16 protein-coding genes are annotated in these 14,935 nt (G+C 62.2%); 13 read left to right on the top strand and 3 right to left on the bottom strand.

Going from position 1 to position 14,935, the window contains the following annotated elements; translation table 11 throughout:
• The first annotated feature begins 15 nt into the window (after positions 1 to 15).
• The 8 genes from GJA_RS16925 (at position 16) to GJA_RS16890 (ending at position 7,820) form a co-directional block, all read left to right on the top strand.
• Complete coding sequence (locus GJA_RS16925; protein ID WP_038494425.1) at positions 16 to 414, top strand: MAPEG family protein; 399 nt, start codon at positions 16 to 18, stop codon at positions 412 to 414.
• Positions 415 to 507: 93 nt separating this feature from the next.
• Positions 508 to 837 carry a hypothetical protein gene (locus GJA_RS16920; protein WP_144241577.1) on the top strand — a complete coding sequence of 110 codons (330 nt, stop codon included), beginning with the start codon at positions 508 to 510 and terminating at the stop codon, positions 835 to 837.
• 106 nt (positions 838 to 943) lie between these two features.
• Positions 944 to 1,975: a ligase-associated DNA damage response exonuclease gene (locus GJA_RS16915; protein WP_038494419.1), complete on the top strand. Its 1,032-nt coding sequence runs from the start codon at positions 944 to 946 to the stop codon at positions 1,973 to 1,975.
• Positions 1,968 to 3,599: an ATP-dependent DNA ligase gene (locus GJA_RS16910; protein WP_051781008.1), complete on the top strand. Its 1,632-nt coding sequence runs from the start codon at positions 1,968 to 1,970 to the stop codon at positions 3,597 to 3,599. Before GJA_RS16915 ends, GJA_RS16910 begins: the two co-directional genes overlap by 8 nt.
• Positions 3,596 to 6,061 (top strand): ligase-associated DNA damage response DEXH box helicase, encoded by a 2,466-nt coding sequence (locus tag GJA_RS16905; RefSeq protein ID WP_038494413.1) that lies wholly within the window; start codon positions 3,596 to 3,598, stop codon positions 6,059 to 6,061. Before GJA_RS16910 ends, GJA_RS16905 begins: the two co-directional genes overlap by 4 nt.
• A 10-nt stretch (positions 6,062 to 6,071) precedes the next feature.
• On the top strand, positions 6,072 to 6,716 hold the full coding sequence (gene pdeM, locus GJA_RS16900) for a ligase-associated DNA damage response endonuclease PdeM (protein ID WP_038494410.1): 645 nt from the start codon (positions 6,072 to 6,074) through the stop codon (positions 6,714 to 6,716).
• Positions 6,717 to 6,921: 205 nt separating this feature from the next.
• Positions 6,922 to 7,362, top strand: a complete 441-nt coding sequence (locus tag GJA_RS16895) for a KGG domain-containing protein (RefSeq protein ID WP_051781005.1) — start codon at positions 6,922 to 6,924, stop codon at positions 7,360 to 7,362.
• Between the two features lie 188 nt (positions 7,363 to 7,550).
• The gene (locus tag GJA_RS16890) at positions 7,551 to 7,820 is read left to right on the top strand and encodes a hypothetical protein (protein WP_144241576.1); all 270 of its coding nucleotides are present in this window, start codon (positions 7,551 to 7,553) and stop codon (positions 7,818 to 7,820) included.
• Positions 7,821 to 7,847: 27 nt separating this feature from the next.
• Here GJA_RS16890 and GJA_RS16885 read toward each other — a convergent pair whose 3' ends face one another.
• Positions 7,848 to 8,423, bottom strand: a complete 576-nt coding sequence (locus GJA_RS16885; protein ID WP_038494404.1) for a DUF2239 family protein — start codon at positions 8,421 to 8,423, stop codon at positions 7,848 to 7,850.
• A 374-nt stretch (positions 8,424 to 8,797) separates the two neighbouring features.
• Between GJA_RS16885 and GJA_RS16880 the strand changes: the two genes are divergently transcribed.
• The 5 genes from GJA_RS16880 to GJA_RS16860 are packed head-to-tail and all read left to right on the top strand — an operon-like array spanning position 8,798 to position 13,231.
• Positions 8,798 to 9,463 (top strand): PepSY-associated TM helix domain-containing protein, encoded by a 666-nt coding sequence (locus tag GJA_RS16880; RefSeq protein ID WP_051781003.1) that lies wholly within the window; start codon positions 8,798 to 8,800, stop codon positions 9,461 to 9,463.
• A gap of 21 nt (positions 9,464 to 9,484) precedes the next feature.
• The gene (locus GJA_RS16875; protein ID WP_038494400.1) at positions 9,485 to 10,000 is read left to right on the top strand and encodes a DUF2271 domain-containing protein; all 516 of its coding nucleotides are present in this window, start codon (positions 9,485 to 9,487) and stop codon (positions 9,998 to 10,000) included.
• A 19-nt stretch (positions 10,001 to 10,019) separates the two neighbouring features.
• On the top strand, positions 10,020 to 10,841 hold the full coding sequence (locus GJA_RS16870) for a DUF4198 domain-containing protein (protein WP_038500176.1): 822 nt from the start codon (positions 10,020 to 10,022) through the stop codon (positions 10,839 to 10,841).
• A gap of 21 nt (positions 10,842 to 10,862) precedes the next feature.
• Positions 10,863 to 11,870 (top strand): FAD:protein FMN transferase, encoded by a 1,008-nt coding sequence (locus tag GJA_RS16865; RefSeq protein WP_038494397.1) that lies wholly within the window; start codon positions 10,863 to 10,865, stop codon positions 11,868 to 11,870.
• Positions 11,867 to 13,231 carry a sulfite reductase subunit alpha gene (locus tag GJA_RS16860; protein WP_038494394.1) on the top strand — a complete coding sequence of 455 codons (1,365 nt, stop codon included), beginning with the start codon at positions 11,867 to 11,869 and terminating at the stop codon, positions 13,229 to 13,231. Before GJA_RS16865 ends, GJA_RS16860 begins: the two co-directional genes overlap by 4 nt.
• A gap of 9 nt (positions 13,232 to 13,240) precedes the next feature.
• Here GJA_RS16860 and GJA_RS16855 read toward each other — a convergent pair whose 3' ends face one another.
• Positions 13,241 to 13,816 carry a TetR/AcrR family transcriptional regulator gene (locus GJA_RS16855; RefSeq protein WP_038494391.1) on the bottom strand — a complete coding sequence of 192 codons (576 nt, stop codon included), beginning with the start codon at positions 13,814 to 13,816 and terminating at the stop codon, positions 13,241 to 13,243.
• A gap of 98 nt (positions 13,817 to 13,914) precedes the next feature.
• On the bottom strand, positions 13,915 to 14,766 hold the full coding sequence (locus GJA_RS16850; protein WP_038494388.1) for an oxidoreductase: 852 nt from the start codon (positions 14,764 to 14,766) through the stop codon (positions 13,915 to 13,917).
• Between the last annotated feature and the right edge of the window lie 169 nt (positions 14,767 to 14,935).

The following is a 14,935-nucleotide window of genomic DNA, read 5'->3' as shown; positions in this document are numbered from 1 at the left end:
GAAAGGCGATAAACCATGACGACCGAAATGATGATACTGGGCTGGACCCTGGTGCTGGCGCTGGTACAGATCCTGTTGCCGTCGGCTTTTCGTTACCAGGAAACCGGCGCCGCCTACAATGTCGGTGCGCGCGACGAGCCGGGGCCGCCGGTCGGCAAGGTCACGGCGCGGCTGCGGCGGGCGCAGGCCAATCTGTTTGAAACCTTGCCGCTCTTCATAGCCGCGCTGCTGATTATCCACGTCACCGCGCGCGAAAGCACGCTGACCTTGTGGGGCGCCAGCCTGTTCCTGGCGGCCCGCATCGTCTACCTTCCGCTGTATGCGCTGGGCATTCCGGTGCTGCGCACGCTGGCATGGATGGTGTCGATCGCCGGTTTGCTGATGTTGTTGTGGGCTATCCTGGTACCCGCCTGAGCTCGCGCCGGCCTCCTACGAGACAGCTAGGCGGCGTCCTATGGCGACCCTGTTGCCGCAACGGTACAGTCATCGGTCAAGGGCAGTATGTTGATGCCGGCTGACTGGAGCGACAAGCATATGAAGAAGAGTGCAGGCAAGACGATGAGGGGGCGTAGCCAACTGATATCGCCGGAATTTCTGGCGATGCTGCAAGGCATCAAGATCGCCGATGTTCCGCCGCCCGCCAAAGCGATGGGAAGCGAAGCGCCGGCAAGCGCGGCCGGCAGCCAGGTGAAAGCCAAAACCAAGGCAGCCCGGACAGTCCACGCGCCGCAGTTCGACATCGGCACGCTGCTGTCGCTGGCGGGCGACAAGATCATCATTGAATTCCCTGAAAATAGCAGCAAGACTTTCATGGCGGAATTCCTGACACAGGTGTAAGCGCCAACGCGGCAGCGTGCCAGTGTGCCAGTGTGCGTTAGCGGACAGTGCGGATGCTTCTTTTGGGTAAAATAGTCTTGTCGCGACCACTCCACAGCGGGGACCCATGAGTGATTTGGTGATAGTGCGCAAGGAAGGTTTGTATTGTGTGCCCGGCCAGTTCTACATCGATCCGTGGCGCCCGGTCGAGCGCGCCATCATTACCCACGCCCATGCCGACCATGCACGGGCCGGCCATCGCCATTATCTGAGTACCGCCGCCAGCGTCAACTTGCTGAAGGCGCGCCTGGGTTCGATAACAATTGATGGCCTCGACTATGGGGCCAGCATCGAGCACCATGGCGTGACGATTTCGCTGCATCCGGCCGGCCATGTGCTCGGTTCGGCGCAAGTGCGGCTGGAATACCGGGGCGAAGTGTGGGTCGCCTCCGGCGACTATAAGCTGCAGCCTGACGCCACGTGCGCGCCGTTCGAGCCGGTGCGCTGTCACACTTTTATTAGCGAATCGACGTTCGGCTTGCCCATCTACCGCTGGCTGCCGCCGCAGGATATCTACGACGACATCAACGCGTGGTGGCGTAACAACCAGGCCGAGGGCAGGGCCAGCGTCTTGTTTTGCTATGCCTTCGGCAAGGCGCAACGCATATTGAGCGGCCTCGATGCCAGCATCGGCCCGATTATTTGCCACGGCGCGGCGCAGGCGCTGACCCAGGTGTACCGCGATAGCGGTCTGTTGTTGCCGCCGACAATCATGGTCAACGATATCGCCGATAAAGCCGACCTGAAAAAAACCATCGTGCTGGCGCCGCCCTCGGCGGCCGGCTCGCCGTGGCTCAAGCGCTTCGGCGATTACAGCGACGCCTTCGCCAGCGGCTGGATGCTGTTGCGCGGCGCGCGCCGGCGGCGTGGTATCGACCGGGGTTTTGTCTTGTCGGACCACGCCGACTGGCCCGGATTGATGCAGGCGATCCAGGCCACCGAAGCGTCGCGCATCATCGTCACGCACGGTGCCATAGCGGTGATGGTGCGCTGGCTGCAACAGAATGGCTTGCAAGCCGGCGCCTTCGACACCGAATATGGCGACGACGAGGCGGCCGACAGCGCCGAGGCGGCGCAGGCAGAGGCCGGCCATGCGTGAATTCGCACGCCTGTACGCCGAACTCGACGACAGCACCGCCACCAATCGCAAGCTCGACGCGCTGAAACATTACTTCAGCCATGCCGCGCCGGAAAACGCCGCGTGGGCCGTGTATTTCCTGGCCGGCGGCAAGCCGCGCCAGGCGGTGCCGAGCAAATTGCTGCGCGACTACGCCACCGAATGCGCGATGCTCGACACCTGGCTGTTCGACGAGTGTTATCACGCGGTCGGCGACCTGGCCGAAACCATCGCGCTGATCTTGCCCGCGCCATCGCGCCACAGCGATATCGGCCTGGCCGACTGGATCACGCAGCGCATCGCACCGTTGCGCGGCGCGGCGCCGGGCACCATACGGACGGCGCTGTTCGATTTTTGGGATCAGCTGGAGAGCCGCGAACGGTTTTTGCTGGTGAAGCTGATCGCCGGCGGCTTTCGCGTCGGCGTATCGAAATTGCTGGTGACGCGGGCGCTGGGCGCCATCGCGGCGGTGGACGGCAAGCTGATCGCGCAGCGCCTGATGGGCTGGACCGATGGCAGCGTCAGCCCGACCGCCGCCGGTTTTTTGCAATTGATCGCCGCGCCATCGGAGCGGGAACACGCCTTGCGCGGCGGCCAGCCCTATCCGTTTTTCCTGGCCCATCCCTTGCAAAGCGACGTGGCGACCCTGGGCGAGCTGGGCCGCTGGCTGGTCGAATGGAAATACGATGGCATGCGCGCGCAACTGTTGCGGCGCGATGGTAGCAGTTGGCTGTGGTCGCGCGGCGAAGAGTTGATTTCCGAGCGTTTTCCAGAATTGACGGCGCTGTGCTTGCCGGACGGCACGGTTATCGATGGCGAAATCCTGGTGTGGCGTGTTGGGGATATGCCCGCGCCATTTGCCGACCTGCAAAAACGCATAGGCCGCAAGACGGTGTCGGCCAAGCTGCTGGCCGAATTTCCCGTGGTGCTGGTGGCCTACGATGTGCTGGAACTGGATGGCGTCGATATCCGCGGCTTGCCGCAGCATGAGCGCCGTGTCTTGCTGGAAAAACTGGTGGCGGCATTGCATGTGCCGCAGCTTAAACTGTCGCCGCTGGTGACGGCCGCCAGCTGGGATGCGCTGGCCTTGATGCGTTCGGAATCGCGGGTGCGCGGTGTCGAAGGCTTGATGCTGAAAGCCGTCGACGCGGCCTATGGCGTCGGCCGCACCAAGGATGTCGGTACCTGGTGGAAATGGAAGATCGACCCGTACACCATCGATGCGGTCCTGATCTATGCGCAAAGCGGCCATGGCCGGCGCGCGTCGCTGTACACCGATTACACCTTCGCGGTGTGGGACGATGCGGCGGGCGAGGAACGCAAACTGGTGCCGTTCGCCAAGGCGTACTCCGGTTTGAGCGACGCCGAAATCGCCCAGGTCGACAGTGTGATCCGCAAGACCACGATCGAAAAATTCGGCCCGGTACGCAGCGTCAAGCCGAGCATGGTGTTTGAAATCGGCTTTGAAGGGATTGCCCTGTCGAGCCGCCACAAGGCGGGCATCGCGGTGCGTTTTCCGCGCATCTTGCGGCGCCGTCAAGACAAAACCATCGCCGACGCCGATACCTTGTCCGCATTGAAGGGTTTGCTGGCCGTGCCGTCATGAGCGAGACCAGTCAAACCATGCTGGCGCAACAGATCGGGCAATGGTTTGTCCAGCGCGGCTGGAGCGTGTTTCCGTTCCAGCGCGCGGTGTGGCGCGCTGCCGGCGCCGGCCAGTCCGGCTTGCTGCATGCGAGCACCGGTTCCGGCAAGACCTATGCGGTATGGTTTGGCGCCTTGTTGCGCGCTGAAAAGGTCACACGAAAAAAAGCTGGCTTGCGGGTGTTGTGGCTGACGCCGATGCGCGCGCTGGCAGCCGACACGCTGCGCGCCTTGCAAGAATCGGCCGCCGAACTGGCGCCCGGCTGGAGCATCGCCGCGCGCACCGGCGACACCACATCGGCGCAGCGGGCGCGGCAAGCCAGGTCCTTGCCGCAAGTGTTGATCACCACACCGGAAAGCCTGACGCTGATGTTGAGCCAGCCTGATGCTGCCAGCCGTTTTGCGGCGCTGGAGATGGTCATCGTCGATGAGTGGCATGAATTGATGGGCAGCAAGCGCGGGGTGCAAACGCAGCTGGCGCTGGCCCGTTTGCGGCGCTGGAATCCCGGCTTGCCGGTGTGGGGGCTGTCGGCCACGCTGGGGAATTTGGCGCAGGCGAAAGATGTGCTGCTCGGCGCCGGGAATGGTGTAATTGTCGAGGGCAATACCGGCAAGGAAATCGTGGTCGACAGCCTGATCCCGCTGCATCCGTCTCGTTTTCCGTGGGGTGGCCATCTGGGCATGCAGATGTTGCCGCTGGTACTGGCCGAGATCGAAGCGAGCGCCAGTACGCTGGTGTTTACCAATACCCGCTCGCAGGCGGAAATCTGGTACCAGAATCTGCTGGACGCGCGGCCCGATTGGGCCGGCTTGATCGCGCTGCACCACGGCTCGCTGGACAAGACGGTGCGCGAATGGGTCGAAAAAAGTGTAAAGGCCGGTGTGCTGAAAGCGGTGGTGTGCACCTCCAGCCTGGACCTGGGCGTCGATTTTTTGCCGGTCGAGCGGGTCTTGCAGATCGGCAGCGCCAAGGGCATTGCGCGCTTGTTGCAGCGGGCTGGGCGCAGCGGCCATGCGCCGGGACGCATGTCGCGCATCACGCTGGTGCCGACCCATAGCCTGGAATTGCTGGAAGCGGCCGGCGCAAAACAGGCGCTGGCCAGCCGCCAGGTCGAGTCGCGGCTGGCGCCGGAGCAGCCGCTCGACGTGCTGGTGCAGCATCTGGTGACGGTGGCGCTGGGCGGCGGTTTCCGTTCCGACGATTTATATGCGGAAGTGCGGGGCGCGTGGTCTTACCGCCACCTGGGCCTGGACGAATGGCAATGGGCGCTGGATTTTGTCGCGCGCGGCGGCCAGAGTCTGACGGTGTATCCGGAATACCGCCGTGTCTTGCCGGATGAACAAGGCGTGTACCGCGTGCCGGACCTGGCGCTGGGGCGGCGTCACCGTTTAGGCATCGGCACCATCGTGTCGGAAGCGTCTATCCAGGTGAAATATCTGCGCGGCGGCAAGATCGGCAGCATCGAGGAATCGTTTATTTCGCGCTTGAAGCGGGGCGATCATTTTTTGTTTGGCGGGCGTATTTTGGAGTTTGTGCGGGTGCATGACATGACGGCCTATGTCAAACGGGCCACCGGCAGCAAGGGCGCCGTGCCGCGCTGGCAAGGCGGCAAGATGCCGATGTCGTCGGAATTGGCGCATGCGGCACTGGAGCAATTAAGACTGGCCGCGCTGGGCCGCTACGACGGGCCGGAAATGCAGGCGCTGCGGCCCTTGCTGGAAATACAGCAGCGCTGGTCGGCCTTGCCGGGCGCCGCCTCGTTGCTCATCGAAAGCATGTCCAGCCGCGAAGGGCGGCACCTGTTTTTGTACCCGTTTGCCGGACGCCCGGTGCATATCGGGCTGGCAAGCTTGCTGGCTTACCGCATCGGCCGTGTGCAGCCGGCCACGTTTTCAATCGCCGTCAACGATTACGGGATTGAGCTGCTGGCGCCGGCGTCGCTGGAAGTAACATCCTTGTTTGATGGGGCGACCGGCGCCGGGGTCGCCTTGCTGAGCATCGATCATTTGCTGGAAGACGTGCTGTGCAGCTTGAACGCGACCGAGTTGTCGCAGCGCCGCTTCCGCGAAATCGCGCGCATCGCCGGGCTGGTATTCCAGGGCTATCCGGGCCAGCCGAAAAGCGCGCGCCAGTTGCAGGCGTCGTCGTCGCTGTTTTTTGAAGTGTTTCGCAAGCACGACGCCGGCAATTTATTGCTGATACAGGCGCAACGCGAAGTGCTGGAGCAAGAACTGGAATTGACGCGCTTACGCGATACCTTGCTGCAATTGCATGCGCGCCAGATGGTGTTCAAGGAAGTCAAACGGGCCACGCCGTTCGGCTTCGGCTTGATGGTCGAACGTTTCCGCGAAAAATTGACGACCGAGAAATTATCGGATCGCGTAGCCCGTTTGCTGCGCGAACTGGAACAGGCTGCCGGATGAAGGACACCGCATGAAGCAGATCCTGTTGGCAGGCGAAACCATGTTGCTGCTGGCGCAAAAGGCACTGTACTGGCCGCGCCGCAAGATGCTGATTGTTGCCGACATTCATTTCGGCAAGGCGAGCGCGTTCCGTGCCTTGGGCGTGCCGGTACCGCATGGCACGACGTCGGACAACCTGGCCGGGCTCGATGTGTTGCTGGCCGCGCATGAGGTCGAGCACATCGTGTTCCTTGGCGATTTTTTGCATTCCCGCGCCGCGCATGCGCCGGCCACGCTGGCTGCGATGCTGGCCTGGCGTCACAAGCATGCGGGATTGCGCCTGACCGTGGTGCGCGGCAATCATGACGTGCACGCCGGCGATCCTGCGGCCGGCTTGAATATCGACATGGCCGATGAACCGTATCAGGTAGTCCCGTTCGCGTTGTGCCATCATCCGCAACTGGAATCGCCGCTGTATGTACTGGCGGGCCATGTCCATCCGGTGTATCGCTTGTCGTCGCGCCGCGATGCCTTGCGCCTGCCATGTTTCTTGATCGGTCGGACGCGGGCAGTCTTGCCATCGTTTGGCGCATTTACCGGTGGTTATCTTGTGAAACCGCAAGCGGGAGAACGGATTTTTTTGACGGCGGATAATATGGTGTTTGAAGCCGCCTGATTCTTCCAGATACGCTTGCATCCACAGCGATACCGGCGATCAAAAACAGCTTTTGACCATGCCACCGCAGGCGGGAATCATCCTACGTACGGCCGTGCCGTTCTCCTATTCTGTAGCGCCCGGGAGCGCACTACCATGACGACTCCTTACCGCTTTACTCCGATCGGAGTGCGAGGTAAGCAAACTATTTCTAAAGGAGATAATCATGGCCACGGACAACAAATCAGGCAGCAGGCAAGATAATAAACCAGACACCAAACAGGACAGCAAACAGGACGTCAAGCAGGGCGGCAGCCAGGGTAGCCAGCAAAGCGGCAGCCGGACCAGCGAAAACAAGCAGAGCGACACCAGCAAACGGGGGTTTGCCTCAATGGACCCTGAACAACAGCGTGAAATCGCCAGCGAAGGCGGACGCGCCGCCCATGAAAAAGGCACGGCGCACGAATTCACTTCTGAAGAAGCACGCCGCGCCGGCAGTCAAAGCCATAAAAACGATGGCAACCGCCAAAGCGCCAATGCCAACGCCGGCAATGCCGCCGGCGCGCGCGACAATCCCAATCTGGATCGCGACGAGGATAGGGATCGTGATCAAAACCAGGGCGGTTCCAGTCAAAAAAGCGGCGGCTCCGGTGCGCGCACCACGTGAGTTTTTGAAGTTTGATACTGTTGAGTAAAACTGAATGCAAACGGGAACTTGCTTCTCGTTTGCACTTTTATCGGATAAATCCTACATTGATCCCTAATGTAGTCCTATGCCGGTCATGCGATGCGTAGACTACCATGATGGTTGTCCGCGTTCGCAGCGGGCCTGTCCAGATCATCAAGGAGATGCATATGACTACGCCGAATCAAGGGAATCAACAAGGTGGCCAGGCAACGCCGGATCATCCGCCAAGCCAGGCCAGTCAGCAGCAAGGTTCATTATCCCGGGCCGGGGAGAATTTCGTGCTGGTCGATTCCGAGCAGGGACTCGACATCGGCGACGATCAGTTTGCCATCGGCGAAGTACGCCGCGCCGACCGGGTGCCGCACCGGCAGGGCGGTTCCGCAGGGCAAAGCCAGCAGCAGGCCGGGCCGGACACCTCCGGCAGTACTGGCGTGTAGCAATTATTAGCCGAACTACTCGGCGAATCACCCGGCGGCGCCGAAGCTGGGCGCCGCCATCCGCAATGCCTGCTGCCGTATATCGCTCGGCCAGTTGGCGATGCAAGCTGCAAACTGTTCCCGCTTGGCGGCAAACAGCGCCCGGCATGCTTCTTCAAACCCCGCTTGATTTCCCGCCATCGCACTGATGAAGCGATAGGCGGCATCGCGCGCCTGGCGTTGCTGGTCGGCTTCCCTGTTGTCGCGCTGTGCGTGTTCGACCAGTTTGCGCAGTGCCACCGACGCGCCGCCCGGCTGTCCGGCCAGCCACTCCCAGTGGCGCGGCAGCAGGGTGACTTCGCGTGCCACCACGCCCAGCCTGGGGCGGCCCGCCGTGCGCGGCGTTGCCATCTCAACAGGCGGTCTCGGCAGGCGCTGCAACACTTGTTCCAGCGTGCCATGCAAGTTCAAATCGAGCTGGGCGCCCGTCATATCGTCGAAAATCAGGATTTGCGCCAGTGGATCGTGCTCGATTATGGCTTTCAAATCGACGGCGATGCTGCGCAAGTCGCCGCTCGCCACTTTGTCATGTCCGGCAAAGGCGCTCAGCTTGTTGGATGACATGGTCGTCTCCTTCATCAATGATGAGGATATTTTACCCGGATAAAATGTAGCAAGGTATTGTATTGTTCCTTAAACATCCGGGACGATCGAGGCGGGCTTGATTTAGAATAAACAGCAGCAGGTTTTTACTTTGTTTCAGCGCTGTTACAAAACTCTCTGCCCTGGACGGGCTTCCCTGGTTGACTTATTAAATGATAATCATTATCATCTGTGATGACGCCAGCTTTTGCTTTTGCCTCCATGCATAGCGCAGCCAGCCATCTTTGTCGGCGAACTAATTTTTCTTGAAGGATGTGCATGAACCGCTTTCACCTGGCCCGTCCGCGATCCGCGCCGGGCAAGCCGGCCATGGAACAGCAGCGCCGGGGCGGGCGATGAGCACATCGCAGCATACCCGGGATCTCGACGACAGCGCCAGACGCAACGCCAGCCGCGCGGTCTGGTTGAAGAATCTGCATCAATGGCACTGGATCAGCTCGGCGCTCTGCCTGCTGGCGATGATCTTGTTCAGCGCCACCGGCATCACGCTGAACCACGCGGCCCAGATCGAGGCCAAGCCTGTCGTCACCAGCAAGAAGGCAACTGTGCCGGCATCGCTGCAAGCCGAGTTGCGCAAATTTGCCGCAAGCCATGACGGCGCCAAGCAGCCGTTGCCGGCCGACGCCGAACGCTGGCTGAAGGATACCTGGTCGCTCAATGCCGGCGGACGCCTGGCCGAGTGGTCGCTCGATGAAGTCTATCTGCCGTTGCCGAAAGCGGGCGGCGACGCCTGGGTGCGCGTCGGCCTCGACGATGGCGCGGCGGAATACGAGTTGACCGACCGCGGCTGGATTTCGTGGCTCAACGATGTGCACAAGGGCCGCAATACCGGTCCGGCCTGGAATTGGTTCATCGACTTTTTCGCCGTCGCCTGCCTGGTGTTTTGCCTGACCGGTTTGTTGATCTTGAAATTCCACGCGGCCAAGCGTGCGCTGACCTGGCCGATGGTGGGCCTGGGGATCGTGATTCCTTGCGCCATCGCCTTACTGTTTATTCATTAATCTCTTTTGACAGGTACTCCCATGAAATTACGCTATTCCATCGCGCTCAGCCTTCCGCTGGTGGGCAGTTCGGCGATGGCCGCCGACCTGGCCTTGAAGCTTGAAATCCCGCAATTGAACGTGGCCGAATACCACCGTCCCTACATTGCCGCCTGGATCGAAACGCCGGACCAGAAAGTGGTGACCAACCTGTCGGTCATGTATGACTTGCAAAAGAAGGAAAACGGCGGCACCAAGTGGCTCAAGGACATGCGCCAGTGGTGGCGCAAGAGCGGCCGCGACCTGACCATGCCGCTGGACGGCATCAGCGGCGCGACCCGCGCGCCGGGCGAGCACAGCATGTCGTTCCCGGCGGCCAAGGCGGAATTGAATAAATTGCCGGCCGGCGAATACCAGGTGGTGGTCGAGGCGGCGCGCGAATCGGGCGGCCGCGAACTGGTGCGCGTGCCATTCCAGTGGCCGCCGAAAGCGGCGCAGGCCATCCCGGCAAAAGGCAAGGAAGAACTCGGCGCTGTCGTCGTCCAACTCAAACCATAAGCGAAGGGCCGTCATGTTGATGATCAAACTGAATAAACCGCTGCTGGCGCTGGCCCTGGCCGGCTTGTCCCTGAGCGCGCAGGCGCACCGGCCATGGATGGTGCCGTCGAGCTCGCTGGTCGAATCGAAAGATCCGTGGGTCACCGTCGATGCGGCGATTTCCGAAGACCTGTTCGATATCGACCATCAGCCGCTGCGCCTGGAAGCGCTGAAAATCACCGGTCCGGATGGCGCGCTGGTGTCGCCCGATAATGCGATCACCGGCCGTTTGCGCAGCGTGTTCGACGTCAAGATGGCCAAGCCGGGTACCTACAAGGCGGCGCTGGTGTCGCAAACCGTGTTCGCCAGCTACAAGGTGAATGGCGAAACCAAACGCTGGCGCGGTACTGAGGATGCATTCAAGAAAGAAGTGCCGGCCGATGCGCAAGACTTGAAAGTCACGCGCACCACCAGCCGCCTGGAAACGTTCTTTAGCGCATCGAACACCAGCTTTGACGTGTTCAAGCCGACCGGCGTGGGGCTGGAATTCGTGCCGGTGACCCATCCGAACGATATGCGCACCGGCGAAAAAGCCACCTGGCGTTTCTTGATCGACGGCAAGCCGGCGGCCAGGCAGTCGTTCAGCCTGGCGGCCGGCGGCGTGCGCTACCGCGGCGTGCTGGGAGAGATTCGCCAGACCACCGACGCCAACGGCGACATCACGTTCACGATACCGGCGCCGGGCATGTATTTCCTCAGCACCAGCTGGCCGGCCGCCGCGCCAGCAGTGGCGGGGCAGCCGCAAGCGATGCCGGAACGCCGCTTGACGTATGCGGCGACGGTGGAAATCCTTCCTCAATAATTGTTTTTATAAAGTCTGACGATGCGCCGGGTACTCCTGCCTCACCATTTTTCCGGGCAGCCGGCGCCAGCCCATGCGCCGGTGCGCGATTTCCACGGCTTGAGCATGGGCACCAGCTGGTCGGTGAAGGTGGTCGAGCGCGGTGCCACCCATCATTTGCAACTGGCCCTGCAACAACAGCTCGATAGCGTGGTGGCCCAGATGAGCCACTGGAGCGATACCTCCGCGCTGGGCCGCTTCAACCTGGCGCCGGCCGGCAGCTGGCATTGTTTGCCGGCCGCGTTTTGCGAGGTATTGTCGTTCGCTATGGAGGTGTCGCACGCCAGTGGCGGAGCCTATGATCCTTGCGCCGGCGCGCTGGTCAAGCTGTGGGGCTTCGGCGCCACGCAGCGCTACGACCAGCCCGGATTTGTGCCGCCGTCGGCGGCATCGGTGGATTGCGCGGTGCGGCAGCGGCGCGACCGGCGTCTGGAATTCGACGTGGCGGCGCGGCGCGCGCGCCAGCCGGGCGGCTTGCTGCTCGACTTGTCGGCGGTGGCCAAGGGCTACGGCGTCGACCGTTTGGCGAGCTACCTGGAAAGCCAGGGCATTAAACATTACCTGGTGGAAGTCGGCGGCGAATTGCGCGGCGCCGGCACCCGGCCGGATGGCCAGCCGTGGTGGGTGGCGCTGGAGCAAGTCGATGGCGCCACCGAACAGCAAGACGGGATGGTGCTGGCGCTGCACGGCTTGGCGGTCGCCACCTCGGGCGATTACCGGCGCTTTTTTGAAGACGGCGGCCAGCGTTATTCGCATACCATCGACCCGCGTTGCGGTACGCCGATCGCCAACGAGCTGGCCTCGGTGACGGTGGTGCACGCCGCATGCATGGCCGCCGACGCCTGGTCGACCGCGTTGACCGTGCTCGGTATCGAGGCCGGTCTGGCGCTGGCCGAACAGCATGGCCTGGCGGCGCGGTTTGTGGTGCGCGACGGCAGCCGCCTCACAGAATACTTGAGCAGCCATTTACAGGGCATGCTGGACCAATGATCTTTACTTCCGACCCGAGCCGGCAAGCGTTGCTGCTGGTCTTGTTGCTGTCATATTTGCTGGTTTGCCTGGCGCCGTACTTGCGGGTCCGGCGCAAGCGGCTTGCCGCGCAGCAGGCCCAGGCGGCGCTGGCCAATGTGCCGGCCTGGATCGTCGCCTACGCCAGCCAGACCGGCAACGCCGAGGAATTGGCCGGGCAAACCGCGGCCACGCTGCGGCTGGCCGGCATTCCGGTGCGCCTGAGCGATTTGTCGGAACTGATTGATGCTGACTTGCAGTCCGCCGAGCGCATCCTGTTCCTGGTCAGCACCTATGGCGAAGGCGATGCGCCGGATAATGCGGCCGCTTTTTCCGGACGTCTGATGGCGCGCGGACTGCCTTTGACGCAATTGCATTACGCGGTGCTGGCGCTGGGCGACAGTGCGTATGCGCAATTCTGCGGTTTCGGCCGCGCGCTGGACCAATGGCTGGCTGGGCAGGGCGCATCGCGCCTGTTCGAGCGCATCGAAGTGAACCGCAGCGCGCCGGACGCGATTTCGCAGTGGCGGCAGCAACTGAGCCATCTGGCCGGCACCAGCGATGCGCCGGACTGGAGCGCGCCGGCGTTCGGCGACTGGCGCTTGCTCAAGCGGGATTTATTGAATCCAGGCAGCGCCGGTCGGCCGCTGTATCACCTCGAACTGGAGCCTGCCGCCGGTGCGTTGCCGGCCTGGCAATCGGGCGACCTGGTGCAAGTGGCCGCGCCGTCGGAGCCTGGACAGCCGCGCGAGTATTCGATCGCCTCGATACCGCAAGATGGCCGGGTGCAGTTGCTGGTGCGCCAGCATCGCCATGCCGATGGCAGCCTGGGTCTGGTCTCGGGCTGGCTGACGGCGCAAGCCGTGGTCGGCGATCTGATCCAGTTGCGCTTGCGCCAGCATAAGCGTTTCCGGCTGGATGGCAATGAACAGCGGCCCTTGATATTGATCGGCAATGGCAGTGGCATCGCCGGCTTGCGCGGCCACCTGAAAAGCCGCGTGCTGGCCGGCCAGCGGTCCAATTGGCTGATCTTTGGCGAGCGCAATGCCGCGTTCGATTACCACTACCGCGCAGAAATCGGACAATGGCAGGCCGATGGCTGGCTGCCGCGGCTGGACATGGTGTTTTCACGCGACCAGCCGCAGCGGCTGTATGTGCAAGACCGTTTGCTGGGCAACGCCGACGAATTGAGACAGTGGCTGGAGCAGGGCGCCGCGCTGTATATTTGCGGCAGCCTGGACGGCATGGCCGGCGGCGTCGACCTGGCGCTGCAGCAGATCATCGGCCGCGCCGGACTCGATGCGCTGGCAGTGGCGGGGCGTTACCGGCGCGACGTATATTAGAATCGGCGCTTAATTGCCCTGGCCGACGGCGCGCCAGAACGCCTCGAAGCCGGCGAGCCGGAATTGCTCGTGGCGGCTGTGGTCGCGGGCCATGCAGTCCATCGTCGCTTCCGCCATCGAAGCGAGCAGCGCGCCGACGAAGGCAGTCGGCAATGCCCGCATGGGACCGTTTTCAACGATTTCCGTCAGCATCGCGCCGGCAGGGGCAAACGCCAGTGCGCCGGCGGTCTTGCTGTGATCCGTCAGCCGGTCCGACAGGCCGAGGATGTCCATTACCTGGCGTTTGCGCGGATGGACGACGCCCCAGTCCACCAGCGCCTGCCAGGTATGCCAGGCGCGGTTGCGCGGCGATTCCGTCAAAGGGTAGCCGGGCATCATGACGTCACGCAACTCTGCCTTCAAGACCAGGTACAACTCATTGAGCAAGACATCCTTGGTGGCAAAATAGGTGAACAGCGAACCTTCGGCGATGCCGGCTTCCTTGGCAATGCGGGAGGTCGGCGCGCCTATCCCTTGTTCCGCGAACACATTGGTGGCCGCATCGAGGATGGCGTGGCGTTTTTCTTCGCTTTTAGGACGTGCCATGACATGGGTGATTGGTGAGTGACTGAATGCTCAATTATGCGGCTTGCCCGGGATTTGGACAAGCCGCCGCGAGTTGACGCTATGCCTGGCATCAATTTTCAAGCCATGCTTTTGGGCATGCCAAACGCGGTCCGCACCATCGCGTCGTGCAGCCGGTCGCTTAACAGCCAGCGCAGGAAGATGCTGATCTTGCCGGCGCCCGGCGCGTTGTAGGCGCTGTTGGCGCGTTTTGCCAGCGCCGCTTTGACGATCATGTCGGCAATCACGCTGGCCGGTATTTGCAGCGCACTGTTTCCTTCCAGGGCGGCGGATTTGTCGAAGAGTGCCACCATCGGTTTGACCGCCTCGGCATACGGGCCATGCGCCGAGTTGGCCAGCAGGCTTTGCGTCGCGATGGCGCCCCATTCGCTCTTGGTGCCGCTGGGACGGATGACGCTGACATCGACGCCGAACGGCGCCAATTCCTGGCGCAGCGCGGCGGAATAGCCTTCCAGCGCAAACTTGCTTGAGTAATACCAGGCGCCGTACGGCGTCGCGGCGACGCCGCCGGTGGACGAGATATTGATGATGCGGCCCCAGCGCTTGCGGCGCATCGGCGCGATCACTTGCTGCGTCAGCGCCGCCAGGCCGAACAGGTTGACCTCGAACTGGCGCCGCGCTTCCGCCATCGGCACTTCCTCGACCGCGCCGTAGGAGCCGTAGCCGGCGTTGTTGACCAGCACGTCGATGTCGCCGCTCTCGGAGCGGATGGCGGCCAGGCAGGCGGCAATCGAGCCGGTATCGGTGATGTCGAGCGGCAGCACCTTGATACCAAGCGCTGTCAAGTTGTCCATTTTGTCGACCCTGCGCGCCGCCGCATACGTCGTAAAACCTGCCGCCGCCAGACGACGCGCCGTTTCCGCACCGATACCTGCGGAGGCGCCAGTGACTAAAGCAATACCTTTTTTCATGAGTTTCCAATTGCGTGAGTAATCACGCATTTAATGATTTAAAAAAAGTGCCGTAGATCGACAGATGCACGGCAGGATGACGAACTCCAAAGGCAGTGCCATACGTGATGCACGCCATATAATTGAGTAATTAATCAATTATATGGCGTGCATGGTGAATGTCAACATC

The sequence above is a fragment of the Janthinobacterium agaricidamnosum NBRC 102515 = DSM 9628 genome (assembly GCF_000723165.1).
GTDB lineage: Bacteria > Pseudomonadota > Gammaproteobacteria > Burkholderiales > Burkholderiaceae_D > Janthinobacterium > Janthinobacterium agaricidamnosum.
Note: the sequence above shows the minus strand (reverse complement) of the source record. Positions and strands in the feature narration are given on the sequence as shown.